Raw genomic sequence first — 18,366 nt, 5'->3', positions numbered from 1 at the left:
TTCTGAACACCACTTCTTCCCCGATCAGGCTGCCACGTCTCAGAAATCTGCCTGGACACCAATGCGCCACGTGCGCTTGAAGTCCGTCGGGTAAATGGAATCATCGCGAGTCCAGATGCCGTTGCGGGCCTCGAAAAGATTGTTCACACCCAACGTAGCCATCAAACGTTTTGCACCTAGCGCCTTGACTTCGTATCGGTAAAGAACATCCGTTGAATTGTAGGCACCTTGCTTCTGATTATTGTTGTTTTCGAAGTCACCAATGGCCCATGTCTGGCTACGCCAAGTATGCGTAAGCCGGATGTTGGAACGCTCAGAAAACTGCCAATCTCCGCCAATCAGCAGACCATGAGTTGGAACGCCGGGGAGATCTTTGCCGTCGTAGGCGCCATTACCACCATCTTCTCTGTCGATCTTGGCGCGCACCCACGTGTAATTCAGTACACCTGCGACAGTCTGGGTCAGTTGCCAATGGTCCTGAAACTCAAATCCATACTTATGCGACCGATCAAGATTGGTATTTGTGAAATTACCTTGATCGTAGTAGATCTCGTTTTTTAAGCGTGCGTGAAATACATTAGCCTTGATACGGTGTCCTGCTCCAGTCCAATGCGTTCCAAGGTTAAACGTCTTGACTTCAGCCGGCTCGATGAACCCGTTGAAATTGGCGACTCCCGTCGAAAAGTTCGTTCTGAAGAATCGGTCCACGTCCGGCGCCTGATACGCACTGTTGTAGTTGGCAAATACGGTCCACGCGTCCGTGATGCCGACGTTGGCGCCGATATCCCAAGCGTACAGTTTGTGGTCATCTGAAATTCCCACTGCGCCGAGCGGTTTGTGCGAATAAGAGACGACTTCCCGACGCCCACCTGCCGACAGCGTCAGAGCTCCAAGGGTTGCATTTGCCTGGATATACGCCGCATCGTTTTTCTTTGCCGTTCGCGCGCGGTTGCTTAAAGTCATACGCTCTGAGTCATTCGACTGCCAGCCCACAACAAGTTCCAGCGGACCAAATGCACCGTGCGCACTAATTTCGTCGTACGTTGAATCGACTTGGGTGGCGTAGCCCGAATTGACGAACACGGAATCACGTTCCAACTCGCTATGGCTATATCGCAGCTTTACCCCGTCTGCTAGCTCGAATTCAGCGCCCAGCCCCCAAACATCTTCACTCACCTGCTGCCAAGTGTAATCGCTTCCGGTGTCCTGAGCCGGATCGCGACGAAACTCCGCATTCGTCAGTTTGCCCACGTAGCGCGTATCAAAATACGTGTGAGATGCCTTGGCCTCCAGTTCGAGTCCGTCAAGAGGTTTGCCAGATAACGCCGCACGCCAAGTATTGCTTTCGGATTCGTTTGTATGCCCAGAAGAATCGGGATCCTTCGCGCCATCTGTTGTGGCGTGGTCGAGCGCGGCAGAAACACTCAATCGCTTGTGAACTGCCCCCACTGAGACAGATGCACCGCGGGAATCATCACTACCCAAATACCCCGACACACTCGCCCCGCTTCGGGGTTTGGTGATGATCTGAATCGACCCCGCCATCGCTCCGTCGCCATAAATCACAGAGCCGGAACCCTTCGTAATCTCAATTCGCTCAATATCGGAGAGCGGAATGCTACCCACCAGCTGAGGGGTCATGTCGATATTGTTCATGCGCCGACCGTCAATCGAGATGACGACATTCTGATAGCCGTCCCCGAGCCCGTACCCTCGCACGTCGATAGCAGGCGCCATGGAATTCCCGTATCTCGGCCGAACCTGGACTGAGGTGTTGCGTGCCAGATAATCAAACAGACTCGACGCGCCAGAGCGCTCAATATCCTCTCGCGAGTGAACCTCGGTCGCGAAAGTGGCATCGGCATCCTCGGTGGCAATCCGAGAGGCGGTAATCACCATTGGCTTTCCGCTAGAGTCAGCGAAAACAGAAGCCGGTAGCACAATGGGAACAGCCGCGACTGCGGCCACAACAAAACGGATATTCAAGAGACTCTCCCTGACATGCACGGCGTCCCCGCCGGACATGCGTCGCAGTGGTGAAAGCGCGAGGGGAGCGATTCATGTCAAGGAAATGGACATGCTTCAGCCGCACCCCGCGGCACTTCCGTCATGAGGCTCCAGGCCGGTATCCGGGCTCGTGGCTGCGAACTGGTCGCTCAGTGCATCGCCTTCCCGGGTCCTTGGACCCAGTGGCGGTGGGATGCACCTTGATGCCACTTACCGTTGCGGGGGCAGCACAGGCATTGCGTGCCACATAAGGGCGGCGCTCACCTGTTTCCCGATTATCCCTTGGGTGTGGATCACCCGACAGGCACCTGAAACAACAATTGCCCGAATTCCGGGCAAGTCCGCGATAATACATGAGTTTTTCTTCTTTTTGCACTGCAGGATCCATGACAACCGAACTGATTCTGGGCGGCGCCCGCTCGGGCAAGAGCCGCCTGGCCGAACAGCGAGCCATTGCCCACGGTGGTTGCGTCACGGTCATTGCCACCGCCGAGGCCGGCGACGACGAAATGGCGGCACGCATTGCGCGCCACCGGGCCGATCGCCCGGTGCACTGGCACGTCATCGAAGCCCCCATCGACCTCGCCGGCGCACTGATCGAGGCCGCAAAGCCGGACGGCTGCGTCATCGTCGACTGCCTGACGCTCTGGCTGTCCAACCTGCTCACCCGGGACCCGGTGTCACTCTCGGCACCCCATCCGGCCGACCATGAACCCGGCTGGCAGCGCGAACTGGATGCACTCATCGACACACTGCCCGCACTGCCCGGTGACATCATTCTCGTGGCCAACGAGGTGGGTCTCGGCCTGGTACCCGAGAGCGCACTCGGCCGCCTGTTCCGCGACGAGGCCGGCCGGCTCAACCAGACGGTGGCCGCGGCTTGCGATCGCGTCACCTTCGTCGCCGCAGGCCTGCCACTCACCCTCAAGGGCAGCGCGGCCTGACCCCGCTGGCGTGCTACCATCGGCGCCATTCACGCGCCCCGGATACTCCGTGATGAACATCGCCATCACCCCGCTGGACGACACTCAGGTTGCCAGTCTCCAGCACAAGATCGACACCAAGACCAAGCCGCTGGGCTCACTGGGCCGGATCGAAACCCTGGCCGCTCAGCTGGGGCGCATTCAGCAGACCGATTCGCCCAGCCTCTCGCGCCCTCACGTGGTGGTGTTCGCGGGTGATCACGGTGCCGCCAAAGCGGGCATCTCGGCCTATCCTCAGGATGTCACCTGGCAGATGGTCGAAAACTTTCTCGCAGGTGGCGCCGCCATCAACGTCTTCGCGCGACAGGCCGGCGTGGCACTGCGGGTGGTCGATGCGGGTGTGGCGCACGAGTTCGGCAAGCGCGAGGGGCTGATCAACGCCAAGATCGGGGCAGGCACGGCCAATTACCTCGAGGCGCCGGCCATGAGCGGCACCGATCGCGACAAGGCCATGGCCTACGGCCGACAGCTGGCACACACCCTGGCCAAGGCCGGCTGCAACGCGATCGGCTTCGGGGAAATGGGCATCGGCAACACCGCTTCGGCCTCGCTGATCACCCACTGCATCGTCGATATCGAACTGCCGCTGGTCATCGGCCGTGGCACGGGTCTGGACGACGCCGGGCTGGACCTCAAGAACGCGCTGCTCGCTCAGGCGGTCCGCCGTGGCGGACGCCCGTCAAATCCGCTCGACGCACTCGCCGAGTACGGTGGCTTCGAAATCGCGATGATGACCGGTGCCATCATGGGCGCGGCCGAAAAGCGCATGGTGATTCTCATCGACGGCTTTATCGTCACGGCCGCGCTGCTGGTGGCCCATGCGCTGATTCCGCACATCACCGACTATTGCGTCTTTGCCCATCGCTCGGGCGAGCCCGGCCATGAATTCCAGCTCATGCACCTCAACGCGGTGCCCCTGCTCGATCTGGGGCTGCGCCTGGGGGAAGGCACCGGCGCCGCACTGGCCTTCCCGCTGCTGCAGGCCGCCGTCGGCTTTCTGGCCGACATGGCGAGCTTCGATTCCGCTGGCGTCAGCGACAAAGGCTGAGCCCGCCAGGTGCGCTACCAGCTGGAACTCTTCTTCACGGCCCTGGGTTTCTTCACACGCATTCCCGTGCCTGGCTGGGTGCCGTTTTCCAGCGAGCGCCTGAACCATTCAGCGCGCTATTTCCCACTGGTCGGCATCATCGTCGGCCTGGTGGCCGCCGCCGTGTTCTGGTTCGCACGCCAGTGGTTGCCGTCCAGCCTGTCCGTCATCCTCTCCATGGCGGCCACCGTACGCTTGACCGGCGCCTTTCACGAAGACGGCTTCGCCGACACCTGCGACGGTCTGGGCGGCGGCTGGGAAAAGACGCAGGTCCTCGAGATCATGAAAGACTCGCGCATCGGCAGCTACGGCACGGTGGGCATCGTGCTCATGCTGCTCGCCAAGGCCGCGGCGCTGGTGGAGATCGCCGCGCACGGTGCGCAAGAGGCCATCGTGGCCATGATCGCGGCCCATGCGCTGTCGCGCTTCGCCTCCACCAGCCTGATCCACACCCTGCCCTATGTGCGTGAAGACGCCACCAGCAAGTCCAAGCCCCTGGCCCGTCAGCTTTCGAGCATGGAGCTGGCGATCGCCGCGCTCGGTGGCCTGGCCCCCATGCTGCTGCTCGGCTGGGTCGAGGCGCTGGGTGTTGCCGTCGCGGTACTGATCGTGACCTGGTGGGCGGCACGCATGTTCGCGCGTCGCCTCGGCGGCTATACGGGCGACTGCCTGGGCGCGGCACAGCAAGGCACCGAACTAGCCACTTACCTCGGAATTCTCATCGCATGGAACTCTATCTGATCCGCCACCCGCGCCCGGATGTGGCGCCGGGCATCTGCTACGGCCGCTCTGATGTCGGCATCACCGAATCCGCCCGTGATGTCGCGGCGCGGCTGAAGCCGCACCTGCCCGTCGCCTTCCACCTGCACGCCAGCCCGCTGCAACGCGCGCGCCTGCTGGCGGATGAGCTGGGCAGCGCCATCCTGGACGATCGGCTGATGGAAGTGGACTTCGGCGACTGGGAAGGCCAGAGTTTCGAGTCCATCGGCAGCGCCATCGACGATTGGTCCAAAGACCCGATGAACTTCCGCCCCCCCAATGGCGAAACCCCGCTGGAGATGGCGCAACGGGTGCGCCAATGGATGGAGCAACAGCTCGACCCGGAGGCCGACGCCCACGTGATCGTCGGCCACGGCGGGCCGCTGCGGGTGATCGCCGGCCAGCTGCTCGGCTTGCCTCCTGACCGCTGGCTGGCCCTCGATTTCGCCTGCGGCCATGTCACGCGTCTGGACGTGCACGGCTGGGGCGTGATGCTCAAATGGTTCAACCGGTAAGCACGCGACACTCCGGTATACTTCCGCGATTGTCTTACTGGCGGCGAGCGCCCCGTGTCCTTTGACCTGAACAAACCCTCGGGCCGCTTCCTGGCCTGGCTGAACATGCACGTGGTGGACCACGGCGCCATCCGCACGGTCTACAACAACCTGTACGACCTCGGTGGCGGCATGTACCGCAGCAGCCAGCCCAGTCCGGCCCAGATTCGCCGCTACCACCGCAAGCTGGGCATTCGCACGATTCTCAATCTGCGTGGCGAGAGCGAGTTCGGGTCTTACGCGCTCGAAAAGGCTACATGCCGCGAGCTGGGTATCGCCTTCCACGATGCCAAGCTGTTCTCGCGCGGCGCCCCCAGCCGCGAACGCATCCATATGCTCAAGCAGTTCTTCGAGACCATCGAGTATCCCGCCCTCATGCACTGCAAATCGGGCGCAGACCGGGCCGGCATCGCTGCGGCGCTCTATCGCATTCTGCATCTGGGCCACCCGGTGGCCGAGGCAACGCGTGAGCTTCACTGGAAGTACGGTCACTCGCGCACCGCGAAAACGGGCGTGCTCGACTTTTTCCTGGCCAGCTACGTGGCGTTCAATGCGCGCACGCCCATCGATTTCATGACCTGGGTGGACACCGTGTATGACGAAAAAGCGCTGAAGAAACAGTTCCGCGCCGACGGCTGGTCCAGCCTGATTGTCGATAAAGTGCTCCATCGCGAATGAAGATCCCGCACAGAAACGCACGCGTGTCGTCGGCACGCACCTGCCACGCTCACATCGCGGACCTCACCCCATGAAAGAAGGGCTCGCACTCTACAAGCGCCTGCTGGCCAGCATCCTGCCGTATCGAAAGGTGGTTGGCCTGTCGATTCTCGCGATGGTCGTCACGGCATCGCTCGAACCCGTCCTCCCGGCATTGCTCAAACCGCTGGTGGACGAGAGCCTGATTCAGAAGAACCAGACCGCCCAATGGCAAGTGCCGCTGCTCATCATGGTGGCCTTCATCGCCAAGGGCATCGCGGACTACGCAGCCAGCGTCTCCAGCCAGTGGATCGCCCTGCGGGCCATCACCGACCTGCGCCAGCAGGTCTTTCAGCACCAGTTGCACTTGCCCCTGTCCGCCCACCAATCCACCTCGCAAGGGCGCATGCTCTCGCGCATCCTGCACGATATTCCGCAGGTGGGCGCGGCGCTCTCCAACGCCTGGATCGTGATCATTCGCGACACCATGGTGGTGATCGGCCTGACCGGCTACCTCGTGTGGACAGCATGGGAGCTCACCTTGCTGCTGCTCGTGGTGGCCCCGCCCATGGCCTTCATCATCCGCAAGGCAAGCACCAAGCTGCGCGGAGGCAACCGCAAGGTGCAGGCCACGACCGGGGTGATGACCGGCGCGGTGAGTGAAACCATTGCCGGCGTGCGCGAGATCAAGCTCTTTGGCACCCATGCGCACGAAGACCGGCGTTTCGCCAGCATTGCCGAACGCCTCCGGAAGGAGTCGATGCGCAACGTCCGCATCGCCTCGGCCAACGTGCCCATCGTGCAGATGGTGGCGGCCACGGCGGTGGCACTGGTGATCTGGTTTGCCTCGGCACTGTCGGCCGAAGACCGCCTGACACCAGGCGCCTTCGTGGCCTATGTGGCTGCCATGGCGATGCTGTTCGAGCCGATCCGCCGGCTCACGAGCGTGAACAACACCATTCAGAAGGGGCTCGCCGGCGCGCAGAGCATCTTTGAACTGCTGGATACCCCGGCCGAGCCGGATACCGAAACATGCGACCGCCCGCGCGCCCGCGGCGCCCTTCGCTTCGAAGACGTGCGCTTTGCCTACCCGGGTCAGGACGAACCCGCACTGGCCGGCATCACGCTGGATATTCCGGCGGGCAAGACCATCGCCCTGGTGGGTGCCTCAGGCAGCGGCAAGACGACCGTCATCCAATTGATCGCACGCTTTTTCTCGCCGGACAGCGGACGAATCCTGCTCGATGGTGAGCCGATCTCGGCATTGCCGCTGGGCTGGGTACGCTCCCAGATCGGCTGGGTGGGTCAGCAAGTGGTGCTGTTCGACGACACCGTGGCCGCCAACATTGCCTACGGGCGACAGGACACCCCGCGCGAGGCCATCGAGGCCGCCGCCCGGCACGCCCACGCCATGGAATTCATCGGGCAGTTGCCGAAAGGGCTCGACAGCCCGGTCGGCGCCAACGGGAACCAGCTCTCCGGCGGGCAGCGCCAGCGCATTGCCATTGCCCGGGCCTTTCTCAAGGACGCTCCGATCCTGCTGCTCGATGAAGCCACATCGGCCCTCGACAACACCTCGGAACGCGCGATCAAGGACGCACTGGTCGAATTGCGCCAGAATCGCACCGTATTGGTCGTCGCCCACCGCCTGACCACCATTCGCGATGCCGATCACATTGTGGTCATGGCCCACGGGCGTATCGTCGAACAGGGCTCTCACGAGTCGCTCGCCAGTGCCGGCGGCGCCTATGCCGCCCTGCTTGCCAGTGGCGAGGGCGTTCTGGACGACGAATCCACCGCCCCGCGCGGATAAGAGCCGCCCTCTTCAAGCGCCAGGGCACTGCCAACAGGACATCAACACGACATGCGAATCGCCTTCGTCGCCTTCTCCGGTATCCCGTCGAATTCGGCTCAAAGCATCAATGTCATGCGCGGCTGCAGCGCCATGGCCGAGCTGGGCCATGAGGTGGTTCTGCTGGTCCCGAAGAGCCATCCCGAGCGCATCGAAGCCCCGGATGTCTTCGCCTTCTACGACGTGCCTCAGAATTTCCGCATCCAGTACCTGAGCAGCCCGCCGTTCCGCGGGGGCCGCACGCTGTTCAGCTGGCTGGTCGTCTGGTTTGCCCGCAAACATCGCATCGAACTCATCTTCACCCGCTATCTGCGTAGCGCAATGCTCTGCGCCCGCCTCGGCTACGACGTGATCTACGACATGCATTCCCCGGTCAAGAGCAAGGGCGCCAACTTGTCGGCGCTTGCCAGAACCGGCCGGCTGCGACTGATGGTGACCAATACCGAGCTCATGCGCCAGAACATCATCGGTCACAAGCTCCCCGGCCTGGACCCGGACATCGTGTTTCCCGTCCCGACCGGTCGCAACGGCCTGCGATCAGCACCGTCACCCAGACACCTTGCCAAGCACACCCAGGGACTGAACATCGGTTTCGTCGGCAAGCTTCAAGTACAAAAGGGGATGGCGCTCGTCGCCGAGCTGGCGAACCGGATGCCCAACCACGACTTCCACATCCTGGGGGGCGACCCCAAGCAGATCGCCGAGTGGAAGGCGAAAATGCCGGGGGCCCATGTGCACTTCCATGGCTATGTGCCGCAAAGCGACGTGGGCCGCTATCTGGCCGCAATCGATGTGTGCCTGCTGCCCAACACGCCTCATCATGAAAACCCCGACGGCGTGCTCTACTCCAGCCCCATGAAGGCGCTCGACTACATGGCCCACGGCAAAGCCATCCTGGCCTCGGACATGATCGAAATCCGGGAAATCGTCGGCAATGGCGCGGCCGCCATGCTGCTGCCCCACGACGACCCCGCCGCCTGGGTGGCGGCCATCGAGTCATTGACCGCCGAGAAAATCGATCACTTGGGCAAAGCCGCCGCCGCCCACCTGGAGGCCGAGCACACGATGCGCGCGCGATACGCCAAGATTCTGGCCAAAGCCGGCTTCTAGGCGTTCATCGCCCGGCCGGATCGAAGCTGTAGCCGAAGATCTCGATATCGCGGGCGAAGTGCGCGCCCACCCTCTCGGCAAGCTCGTCGCTGTAATAGCTGCGGTAATCCTTCTCGCGATCCTTGGCCCGGCGCTTGTGCAGTAGCGTCGGCGCCTTCACGCCGATGAGCCGGCAGGCTTCGTCGAAGTCTTCCGGCAGGCTCTCATACCGCCCGATGAAATCCACCAGCACCTTGCCGTGCAGATCGACCACATAGTCGCTTTGCAACTCGATGCTGGTATCCACATGAAACTGATAGGGGCGCTCGGGGTCGAGCTTCCAGCGAATGAAGTCGTCGAAGGATTCGATGTGGCTCATCAGGTGCGGCCGCTCGCGCCGGATGTGGTGAAACGAACTGACCTGAAGATCCCAGGGGTTGCGCACGAACACGAACTTGAAGAGCCCGTCGAAAGTCTCCTCGGGCAGCATTTCCCTGGCCGCGATGATCTTGGAATGCCGGGGAAACTTGATGCCCAGGCGGTGGCCCGAGAGCGACGACAGGCGCGAACACAGGAACTGCACCGGGAACCACGGATCACGCAGCCGCAGGGGACGCAGCGAATCGCGCACCGAGGTGCCGCCCGTCTTGGCGATATGCACGAACAGAAAGTTGTATTTCAGTGACAACAGCATGGGTTGAATCCGTGAGTGGGCAGCGTGTGCCGAGCTGGCCGAGAGTTTACTCCGTGGCGCGCTCGACCCCCAAGGCCACCAGATAGGCCGAGGCCGACGCGTCGCGGTGATAGGCGGAAACCGCGCCTTTGAGAAGATCTTCGGGCAGTGGCGACGCCAGGGTCGCCGCCATGGCATTGGCCATGGCCTCGGCATCCCCCACGGGAACCAGGCGCCCGAATCGCCCGCCGGCCAGCACCTCGCGCGGGCCGCTTGGACAGTCTGTCGACACGCTGGGGACGCCCAGGGCGAGCGCTTCGGTCAGCACATTGGGCGACCCTTCCCAGGCGGAGCTGAGAACGAACAGATCGGCCCGTGCCATCCACGCGTAGGGGTTGGGCGTGAAACCGGGCATGGCCACCGCGTCCACCAGCCCCAGAGCCTCGATGCGATCGCGCAGCTTCGCTCTCAGACGCCCGTCACCGAGAATGACGAGACGCGCCTGGATGCGGGTCCTGAGTTGCGAAAAGGCGCGCACCAGCGTGTCGAAATCCTTCTGCTCGGTGAGCCTGCCCGCCGCGAGGATCAGCGGCACCGATCCATCATGCGCCCAAGGATGATCAACGGCTTCAGCCGCCAGAGCGGCAAGGCGCGGCGTGACCACCGGATTGCGGATCACGCACAACTGCCCCGGCGTCAGTCCGGCCAGACGCGCGGTGTCTTCAAGCACACCCTCGGAGACACACACCACTTTGTCGACGGCCGGATAGATCCAGCGCATCGGCGCCACACGCAACCAGCGCGAGACGCCGGCACGCCCTTCGAGCGCTGCCGACAGATTCGTGCCCAGGCGCCCGACGATGCGCGTGTCCGTCCCGGCCAGACGCCGCGCGATCACCGCGGCACGAATGGCCCGGTCCTTGGCCGCCAGCAATGCAACCGGTCGCACACGACGCAGATAGCGCACCAGCGGAAATATGGACAACCCGCTATGACGGACGCCCAGATCGATGAGTGTGACCCCCTCGGGCAAGTCGCCCAGATGGGCGCTGTCGGCACGAATGGCAAGCAGATCGACCCGGTGACCCCGCGCAGCGAAACCTTCGACCAGGTTGAGCACCATGCGCTCGACACCGCCCTCGCCCGAAAAGGAAATCAACACCGCAATGCGCGACGCGCCGTCATTCTTTGTCATGAAAATTCCGTGAATCCGAGCGCGCTCAGATAGGCGCGAGCACTCGCTTCGTCGGTGTAGGCAGCGACCGCCGACATCGACTGCTCAGGAGGCGTCGGCGCGTCCAGTTGCTGCACCAGGCCGGCGGCAAAGGCTGCGTCGTCCTGAACCGGCACCAACGGCCCGACCCGGCCACCGTCAAGCACCTCGTCCGGTCCACTGGGGCAATCACAGGCCACACAGGGCCGGCCAAGACCGAGCGCCTCGATGAGGACGACCGGCATGCCCTCCCAGCGCGACGCCAGCGCAAAGACCGACGCCGCCGCCATGTAGGGATAGGGATTGACCACGAATCCGGGCAAGGCGACATCATCACTGACGCCCAGTTCGGCGGCCAGGGCTTCGAGCTCCGTTCGGCGCCGCCCTTCGCCCAGAATCATCAGGCGGCATTCGCGCGTCTGACGCACCCGGGCGAACGCGCGCAACAGGGTGGCAAAGTCCTTGCGTTCCGACAGTTCGCCCACCCCGAGAATCACCGGAGGCGCCTCCGATGCGAACCAGGGATGCTCGACGCCCTCGCGGGCACGCAGTTTCAAGGTGGGCGTCACAATCGGACTGGGCACGACATGGATCTTGCTCGCCGGCAGACGCGCAAAGGCAGCGATGTCATCCGCGGCCCCCTTCGAGGGCACGAGCACCGCGTCGGCATGCGGATAGAGCCAACGCATGGAGGCCGTCTGAACCAACCGGTCGCTGGTGCGCCGGCTCGCAAGATTGATCGAAACCGTCGTGCCCTGACGCACTCCGACCCGGGTCGGCACCCGTGCCATCCAGCGGGCAAACAGGGCGGCACGATTGACCCGGTCCTTGTCGGACATCATGGCAGCGGGACGTTCCGCCTTCAGGTAGCGAATCAGGGCGGGAATGGCCGTATTCACATGGGACGCCCCGAGCGGCAGGTGCCGCACGCCATCGGGCAGCTCCGTAAACGCGGGGCCATGCCCTTCGATGCCGAGCACATCGATGCGAACCCCCAGTCGGGCAATGGCCGGCACCAGATTGCGCAGCACGCGATCGACGCCGCTGTGGCCCGATGTGGCCGCGAAGATGACCAGATCAGTGCCCATGGCCACGGCCTCTGGCGTCGAGCAGGGATTGAAACAGCGCGTGGTAACGCGCCGCGCAGGTCTCGACCGTATATTCATTCACCGCCGCCTGGCGCATCGCCCGGTCGCCCGGTGTATCCAGTACCCGGTCGATGGCATCGGCCATGGCCGTCACGTCATCGACCGGCACCAACGGGGCGACCTCACCACCGCGAAGCACTTCCCTCGGGCCTGAAGGGCAGTCGGTCGACACCACCGGCGTGCCAAGCGCCAAGGCCTCGGTCAGGGCATTGGGCGACCCCTCCCAGCGCGATGACAACACAAAGACACTGGCCCTGCTGACACTGGGATACGGATCAGGATCGAAGCCCGGCATCAGCACATCGCCGACCACGCCAAGTTCCTCCGCCAGGCTGGTGAGGCTCGCGCGCAGGTGACCTTCGCCGAGAATCAGCAAGCGGCAGGGGCGCGCAGCACGAACACGGGCAAAAGCCCTGACAAGGGTGTCGAACCCCTTCTGCCGCCGCAGGCCGCCGACACCGAGGATCACCGGCGGTGCCGAATCGCCAAAACAGTCCGGCCGCGGTGCCTGCGCGGCGCGTTCGAACAGATCGGGCGTGATGACGGGATTCCGGATCAGGTGCATGCGCGCATCCGGTACGCCACTGATCATGGCCACGTCCCGAACCACACCTTCCGAATTGCCGACGACGGCAGCCGCCGGTTGATAGGTTTTCCGGATCAGGCGGTAGGCTCGCCAGCGCTTGAACCAGTTGCGCTTGGCCAAGCGCTCGGAGACAGTTGAACCGGGGCGCATAATCAACGCGAAATCGGCTTTCCACAACCGTTTGGCCAGCAGTGCTGTTCGCCCTGCGCGATCCTTGCCGCAAAGCACGAAATCGGGTCTGGCCTCGCTCAAATACTGCCGCAGGAAGGGCTGAAGCGACCACAAGCCTGTCTTGCCTGTTTCGATCAGCCGGACCTCTTTCGACAGCCTGTCCAGATAGGGCGCCTGAGCCGAGCGCGTCAGGAAATCCACATGCACCCCACGACGAGCCAGGCCCCCCGCCAGATTGACCAGCATGCGCTCGACCCCCCCATCCCCATACGATGGGATGAAGATGGCCACACGCATGGCCGGCGAATCGGAGACGGTCGTGCTCAACATGGTTTCGGTCCATCACCCCGAGGCTGATCGAGTTGCATCGCGCGCAGATACGCATCCACGGCAGCCGCGGGCGTGTATTTTGCGCCCTCGGCGACCAGGAGCTCACGCGGCACCGGATGGGCAAGCGTTGCTTCGATCGCATCCGCCATGGCCTGGCTGTCCGCGATCGGCACAAGCCGGCCGAAACGGCCGTCGTCGAGGATTTCACGCGGCCCGGCCGGACAGTCCGTGGACACCACCGGCGTTCCCAGCGCCATGGCTTCGACGATGACGTTGCCGAACCCCTCCCAGCGCGATGAGAGCACGAACACCGCCGATCTTGAAACGAAAGCGTACGGATTGGCCACGAACCCGGGCATGGATACGTCGTCGTCGAGCCCCAGCTCGGTGACCAGGGACGCCAGTGGCGCGCGCTCACTCCCCTCCCCCAGGATCAGCAATCGGATCGGCAACCGTTTTCGCAAGAGCGCGAAGGCCCGGATCAGTGTGGCGAAGTCCTTTTGCGGCTCCAGCCGCCCGACCCCGACAATGACCGGAACGGACTCACCCTCGGCAAACCAGGGATGATCAACCGCCTCGCGGGCCGAGCTCAGCATCGCTTCGGTGACCACCGGGTTCAGCACCACGTGGACGCGCTCGGCCGGTACGCCAAAGTGTTCGATCAAATCGCGCCCGATACCGCTCGACACCGGCAGGAACCCGGCGTTTCGTGGATAGGCCTTGGCGATGTCACGATACTTTCGCCGCTTCTTGTGGTCCGGCAGGTTTTCACCTTCGAGCTTGTGCTGAAGGACACCGTGAATACTGGCGAACACCGGTATCGTGCGGCGCACCAGCGCACAGGCACGATGAACGGCCAGGTTGACCCGCAACTTCTCGCACACGATGACGGCTGGCCGGGCGCGGCGCACGTAAAGCGCCAGTAGAATGATCGAACCCAGCGAATGCGTGGTTTTGATCGAGACCACGCGCACCCTCGGGTCGAGCTGTTCGACAAACGGCCCCGCGACGCGCCCCAGCACCAGATCCACCCGGAAGCCGCGCGAGACCAGCTCGCGGGTCAGCAGCACGGTGATCCGGCCGATGCCGCCCGAGCCCAGTTCAGCCATGACAAAGGCCACCCGGGGCCCGACCGGTCCGGTGTCGTGAACGTTTTTGGACGTGTCAGCCATCAAGTCCAAACGCCTTGAGATAGCCATCCACACTATGTTCGACCGTGTATTTCGCCACGCCCGCCTGAAGGCGCTCGGCCGCAGGGCGTTCGTCGAGCATCTGCATGATGCCGTTTGCCAGCGCCTGGCTGTCACCCATCGGAACGAGCGGCCCCAGCGCGCCGTCCTGGAGTATTTCCCTGGGCCCGACCGGACAGTCGGTTGCCACGACCGGCAGGCCGGTCGCCAGCGCTTCGACCATGACGTTGCCGAAGCCCTCCCAGCGCGAAGAGAGTGCGAAAACGTCGGCACGGGCCATGTATCGATAGGGGTTGGGTTCGAATCCGGGGAAGCTCACATCATCCTCGATGCCCAGGGTCCGCACCATGGCCTCCAGTTCGGCGAAGTGTCCGGCCTGATCGCCAAGCAAGACCATTTTGACGCGTCGCTCACGGCGGACCCGTTCGAATGCGCGAAGCAGCGTCGGAAAATCCTTCTGCTCGGTCATGCGACCGGCGGCGAGCACAACCGGATCATGATGGGATCCGAAAAAGGGATGATCGAGCGGCTGTGCCGCCAACTGCAAGATCTCCGGCGTAATCACCGGATTGGTGACCGTGCTGATGAATTCGGCGGGGACGCCGACATGCTCAACCAGGTCGGCCGCGACGCCGTCAGACACCGCGATCAATCTGTCATTTTTCAGGGCCCATTGCATGAACTCCCCATGCAGGCGTTTGCGCTTGGGCTCAGACAAGGCGTCCAGCTTGACCGACAGCGGATTGTGCATGCTGAGGTACAAGCGGGTCGGCACCCGCGACCAACTCACAGCGCGCTGACAGGCCTTGCTCAGGCGCAGTCGATCCGTCAGCAACACCGTCGGTTTACGGCGCCTGAAATAGCGGACAAGCGGAAAGAGACTGTAAAAGGGATGCGTCGTCCCGATCTGTTCGACGTGCACCGCATCGGGAATGCGGCCGAACAGCGGGCTGTCCGTCCTGGCGACCAGCAGATCCACCTCGTAACCACGACGTACCATTTCCCACATCAGGTGCGTGCGCATCTTCCCGACGCCACCCGTGGAAAGATCGGGGGTGTAGATGGCGATTCTTTCAGTCACCTCGGCACCCCGACATGTTTGATAGTGAGAAAGGGCGACTCATCGTCCAGCGCCTCATGCGCACCTGAATCCTGCCAACAAACCAGCGAAGACATCTTCAGCGTTCGTGTGCGTTTCGAGCCACTGGCGATGAAAGACCGAAGTCGTAGCCACTGGCGGTCAAAAGCGAAGCGCTCACGATACCAAACATCATCACCCCCGATCGATAGAACATGTAGGACTCGAAGCAGTTGGCGATGAGCCACAGCACACCGACCACTGCGGTAAAGACCTGAACATCCTTGATGCCTCGTCGTCGGCAGCCCTTGATGACGGTGGTGCCCACCCATGCATGCAAGGCGAGGATCAGGCTCAAGCCAAGCAGTCCATTGTTGACCAAGGTCTCCAGGTAGCTGTTGTGCAGATGCCCAAATTCATTCCGGATCGCTTCGGGCAGCGCAGTGGACTCCTTGATGGCCATGTTCTTTCCGTTCTGGCCCCAGCCGATCCATGGGCTCTGCCCGAACCATTTCCAGCCTTCCACCCACGTATGGATGCGTATGCCCGAACTGGTGTCATTGGGAATAGTCGAGACATCGCCAGACACCAGTGATTTCACCGTGTCCACTTCGCGCAACCAGTTGCTCACGGGATTCGACGTCAGGCTCAACGACATTGCCATCACAATCGCCAGAGCCGCGGTCACCAGCACGTCGCGCTTTTTGGGTTTCTTGTTTTTCAACAACATGCCCGCACCGGCCACGAGAACGCCCGCTGCCAGGCCAAGAAACACGCCGCGCGTATTGGCGATCGCCACGATCAGCACGGCGTAGATGATCGCCGCCGCAAGCACGGCACTGGCCCATGTCTTCGCTGACGGGAAGCCATCCAGAACGCGTTTTCTCAACACCACCAACGCCACCAGTGACACCGCAAACACGATGGCGACGTGCTGGGCGTTCCGGTATCCGAAGTCGGATCGCTGCCCATCGAAAAAGTCGCTGGCACCATTGCCCATGGAAAAGGGCGTGATGCAGAGTCCGGCAAAAAACAGTACTGCCAGCACCCAAGGAGATCGATTGTTCGCTCCAAGCACCCAGGCCACCGGCAGAAACAGGAACAAGTGCCCCAATCGCTTCAGATCCGGATTCGACGCAGCGTACTGCGCGAAATTCTGCTGGCAGTACATCCATGATGCGATCTGAATCAGGATACTCGCGCCAAGCAACAGAACAACCGGATTGCGCCAGATCCTGGGTAGATGCCATATCAGACTCAATGCCCCGGTGATCAGGAAGAGTTCGAAGACCGGTCGCCCGATCGCCGGCCCCGCAAAATAGAGAAAAGCGCCGAAGTACAGCAGATACAAGGAAACGAGGTGAAAGTACCTCTTGAAATCAGAGCCGGTCAGCGAGGTCATTCATGCATGGTCTATTGAATAATTGAAAACGTCGGCATTGCCCGGATGCGTCACCCGAAAACCGCCGGGCTGTTGCCGGACGCACCAGCGCATGAATATGAAGACGACGCCTGTGACGCATCGAATTGTGCTGTCGTCGATTTCATTCTTCCGTTCGACGGCGGACGTCGTTTGAAGACAGCGGGGTTTAACATGGTGAGCTGACGTAGAGCAAGCGTTTGAGCATGACAGAGCCATGGGCATCGTACGCCTTGCACCGGATCACGCGGCCTCACGCGGCACGTCGATGAACGACCGGATGGCGTCGAGCACGTCACCAACATGCCCCGCATAGTCAGCCAACACCCCTGCTCGTTCGAGTGCGGCGCCACTGAAGCGCGCATAGCCGGCCTCATCGGCCGTCACGGCAAGCACGGCATTGGCCAGGCCCGCCGGATCCACGAGCCGCGCAGGACGGATGGCATCCGACGCGGGATCATAAACGTATCCCGGCACCCCATCCGCGACGCCACCATACGCACCGTAGTCCGTCAGCGGCAGACTCGGCGGGACGCAAACGCCGGTAACGCCATCGAGGACCACTTCAGGCAAGCCGTCGACGGCCGAGCACACAACCGGCAGCCCGTGGGCCATGGCCTCTGCGCACACCAGGCCAAAGGGCTCGCGAATCGACGGGCACAGAAAGACATCCAGCCGCGCATAGAACGACTGCATCTGGTCGACAAAGCCCAGAAACTCGACCCGCTCCGATATCTCCAGCGCGGCGGCCTGTTGCTCCAGACGCGCCCGATCCGGCCCCGTTCCTGCCACCAGCAACCGGGCATCCACGCCATGATCGAGCAAGGCGCGCAGCGCATGAAGCGCAAGCACGCCCCCCTTCAGCGACTCGAGGCGCCCGGCCATCCCCAGCGTCAGGCGAGCCCCCGGCGGCAGCGATCTTGGGGCTGCCGCACTGGCGCCCGTCGGCATCACCACCGCGTTGGGACACACGACCACCGGCTGGGCAGCTCCAACGCCCCACCGCAGACGCATCATGCGCGCGGAGGCATTGGAATTGCAGACAATGCCGTCGGCTCGCTTGACCTGTCGCGCCACCTCGTCCGTGTCGCGGTTGAACCAGGCGGCACCGTGCTCGTAATAGATCAGCCTGGTTGCGGGTGGCACATCGATGTGCTGCAGGGCTCGCGGCGCACTCCACAAGACGATGGCGTCGGCCTGCGAGCGTTTGACGGCACGTTGGAACCACCATTGACGCACCATGGGCAGGCCGGCCGGGATCTCCAGCGTGCCCCAATGCCGCAATGCGCGGATAGACGCGACCGAGGAACGCACTTGCGGGGCAATGGCTTCAGCGATGCCGGGGCGGGTCAGCAACAGATGGTGTTCAACGGCGCGACCGGCAGGACTGGTGCTGACAAAATTGGCAAAATCGCGCTGGATTCCGCCGACTTCTCTCAGACTGACCAGATGCAGCAACTTCAAGGGATTCCGCCGTCTCTGTAGGGAATTGACCTGACAAGCACCGGCGACGCACCCGGGGTTGGCATG

At 62.8% G+C, this 18,366-nt stretch carries 16 protein-coding genes and 1 riboswitch; of the genes, 7 read left to right on the top strand and 9 right to left on the bottom strand.

Annotated elements, in window-relative coordinates; translation table 11 throughout:
• Positions 1–39: 39 nt before the first annotated feature.
• Positions 40–1,986, bottom strand: a complete 1,947-nt coding sequence (locus J0W34_RS03450) for a TonB-dependent receptor (protein ID WP_230970707.1) — start codon at positions 1,984–1,986, stop codon at positions 40–42.
• Positions 1,987–2,103: 117 nt separating this feature from the next.
• Positions 2,104–2,334, bottom strand: a riboswitch (cobalamin riboswitch).
• A 59-nt stretch (positions 2,335–2,393) separates the two neighbouring features.
• Here J0W34_RS03450 and cobU point away from each other — a divergent pair.
• From cobU to J0W34_RS03415, 7 genes are all read left to right on the top strand, one after another.
• Positions 2,394–2,951, top strand: a complete 558-nt coding sequence (gene cobU, locus J0W34_RS03445; protein ID WP_230970706.1) for a bifunctional adenosylcobinamide kinase/adenosylcobinamide-phosphate guanylyltransferase — start codon at positions 2,394–2,396, stop codon at positions 2,949–2,951.
• 52 nt (positions 2,952–3,003) lie between these two features.
• Positions 3,004–4,038 (top strand): nicotinate-nucleotide--dimethylbenzimidazole phosphoribosyltransferase, encoded by a 1,035-nt coding sequence (gene cobT, locus J0W34_RS03440; RefSeq protein WP_230970705.1) that lies wholly within the window; start codon positions 3,004–3,006, stop codon positions 4,036–4,038.
• Positions 4,039–4,047: 9 nt separating this feature from the next.
• Positions 4,048–4,818: an adenosylcobinamide-GDP ribazoletransferase gene (locus tag J0W34_RS03435; protein WP_230970704.1), complete on the top strand. Its 771-nt coding sequence runs from the start codon at positions 4,048–4,050 to the stop codon at positions 4,816–4,818.
• The gene (cobC, locus tag J0W34_RS03430) at positions 4,803–5,351 is read left to right on the top strand and encodes an alpha-ribazole phosphatase family protein (RefSeq protein ID WP_230970703.1); all 549 of its coding nucleotides are present in this window, start codon (positions 4,803–4,805) and stop codon (positions 5,349–5,351) included. Before J0W34_RS03435 ends, cobC begins: the two co-directional genes overlap by 16 nt.
• 54 nt (positions 5,352–5,405) lie before the next feature.
• Positions 5,406–6,068: a tyrosine-protein phosphatase gene (locus J0W34_RS03425; RefSeq protein WP_227815628.1), complete on the top strand. Its 663-nt coding sequence runs from the start codon at positions 5,406–5,408 to the stop codon at positions 6,066–6,068.
• Between the two features lie 70 nt (positions 6,069–6,138).
• Positions 6,139–7,899, top strand: a complete 1,761-nt coding sequence (gene msbA / locus J0W34_RS03420) for a lipid A export permease/ATP-binding protein MsbA (RefSeq protein ID WP_230970702.1) — start codon at positions 6,139–6,141, stop codon at positions 7,897–7,899.
• Positions 7,900–7,950: 51 nt separating this feature from the next.
• Positions 7,951–9,048, top strand: a complete 1,098-nt coding sequence (locus J0W34_RS03415; protein WP_227815626.1) for a glycosyltransferase family 4 protein — start codon at positions 7,951–7,953, stop codon at positions 9,046–9,048.
• A gap of 4 nt (positions 9,049–9,052) precedes the next feature.
• Here J0W34_RS03415 and J0W34_RS03410 read toward each other — a convergent pair whose 3' ends face one another.
• From J0W34_RS03410 to J0W34_RS03375, 8 genes are all read right to left on the bottom strand, one after another.
• Positions 9,053–9,721 (bottom strand): sulfotransferase family 2 domain-containing protein, encoded by a 669-nt coding sequence (locus J0W34_RS03410; RefSeq protein ID WP_230970701.1) that lies wholly within the window; start codon positions 9,719–9,721, stop codon positions 9,053–9,055.
• 46 nt (positions 9,722–9,767) lie between these two features.
• Positions 9,768–10,895, bottom strand: coding sequence for a glycosyltransferase (locus tag J0W34_RS03405; protein WP_230970700.1), 1,128 nt, complete (start codon positions 10,893–10,895; stop codon positions 9,768–9,770).
• The gene (locus J0W34_RS03400; RefSeq protein ID WP_230970699.1) at positions 10,892–12,001 is read right to left on the bottom strand and encodes a glycosyltransferase; all 1,110 of its coding nucleotides are present in this window, start codon (positions 11,999–12,001) and stop codon (positions 10,892–10,894) included. The genes J0W34_RS03405 and J0W34_RS03400 overlap by 4 nt, the downstream gene beginning before the upstream one ends.
• Complete coding sequence (locus tag J0W34_RS03395) at positions 11,991–13,148, bottom strand: glycosyltransferase (protein WP_230970698.1); 1,158 nt, start codon at positions 13,146–13,148, stop codon at positions 11,991–11,993. The genes J0W34_RS03400 and J0W34_RS03395 overlap by 11 nt, the downstream gene beginning before the upstream one ends.
• Complete coding sequence (locus tag J0W34_RS03390) at positions 13,142–14,320, bottom strand: glycosyltransferase (RefSeq protein WP_230970697.1); 1,179 nt, start codon at positions 14,318–14,320, stop codon at positions 13,142–13,144. The genes J0W34_RS03395 and J0W34_RS03390 overlap by 7 nt, the downstream gene beginning before the upstream one ends.
• Entirely contained in the window at positions 14,313–15,419 is a 1,107-nt protein-coding gene (locus J0W34_RS03385; protein WP_230970696.1) for a glycosyltransferase, read from the bottom strand. The genes J0W34_RS03390 and J0W34_RS03385 overlap by 8 nt, the downstream gene beginning before the upstream one ends.
• A gap of 97 nt (positions 15,420–15,516) precedes the next feature.
• A complete protein-coding gene (locus tag J0W34_RS03380) occupies positions 15,517–16,818 on the bottom strand; it encodes an O-antigen ligase family protein (RefSeq protein ID WP_230970695.1) in 1,302 nt (433 codons plus the stop codon).
• Positions 16,819–17,079: 261 nt separating this feature from the next.
• Complete coding sequence (locus J0W34_RS03375) at positions 17,080–18,300, bottom strand: glycosyltransferase (RefSeq protein ID WP_230970694.1); 1,221 nt, start codon at positions 18,298–18,300, stop codon at positions 17,080–17,082.
• Between the last annotated feature and the right edge of the window lie 66 nt (positions 18,301–18,366).

The sequence above is a fragment of the Nitrogeniibacter aestuarii genome, from assembly GCF_017309585.1.
Taxonomy (GTDB): Bacteria; Pseudomonadota; Gammaproteobacteria; order Burkholderiales; family Rhodocyclaceae; genus Nitrogeniibacter; species Nitrogeniibacter aestuarii.
The sequence above is the reverse complement of the archived record's forward strand: the minus strand, read 5'-3'. Positions and strand labels throughout refer to the sequence as shown.

Excerpts from the sequence above, each read along its gene's own strand:
- cobU (WP_230970706.1), top strand. The coding sequence starts at position 2,394 with ATGACAACCGAACTGATTCTGGGCGGCGCCCGCTCGGGCAAGAGCCGC.
- cobT (WP_230970705.1), top strand. The coding sequence starts at position 3,004 with ATGAACATCGCCATCACCCCGCTGGACGACACTCAGGTTGCCAGTCTC.
- cobC (WP_230970703.1), top strand. The coding sequence starts at position 4,803 with ATGGAACTCTATCTGATCCGCCACCCGCGCCCGGATGTGGCGCCGGGC.
- msbA (WP_230970702.1), top strand. The coding sequence starts at position 6,139 with ATGAAAGAAGGGCTCGCACTCTACAAGCGCCTGCTGGCCAGCATCCTG.
- J0W34_RS03415 (WP_227815626.1), top strand. The coding sequence starts at position 7,951 with ATGCGAATCGCCTTCGTCGCCTTCTCCGGTATCCCGTCGAATTCGGCT.
- J0W34_RS03410 (WP_230970701.1), bottom strand. The coding sequence starts at position 9,721 with ATGCTGTTGTCACTGAAATACAACTTTCTGTTCGTGCATATCGCCAAG.
- J0W34_RS03405 (WP_230970700.1), bottom strand. The coding sequence starts at position 10,895 with ATGACAAAGAATGACGGCGCGTCGCGCATTGCGGTGTTGATTTCCTTT.
- J0W34_RS03400 (WP_230970699.1), bottom strand. The coding sequence starts at position 12,001 with ATGGGCACTGATCTGGTCATCTTCGCGGCCACATCGGGCCACAGCGGC.
- J0W34_RS03395 (WP_230970698.1), bottom strand. The coding sequence starts at position 13,148 with ATGTTGAGCACGACCGTCTCCGATTCGCCGGCCATGCGTGTGGCCATC.
- J0W34_RS03390 (WP_230970697.1), bottom strand. The coding sequence starts at position 14,320 with ATGGCTGACACGTCCAAAAACGTTCACGACACCGGACCGGTCGGGCCC.
- J0W34_RS03380 (WP_230970695.1), bottom strand. The coding sequence starts at position 16,818 with ATGACCTCGCTGACCGGCTCTGATTTCAAGAGGTACTTTCACCTCGTT.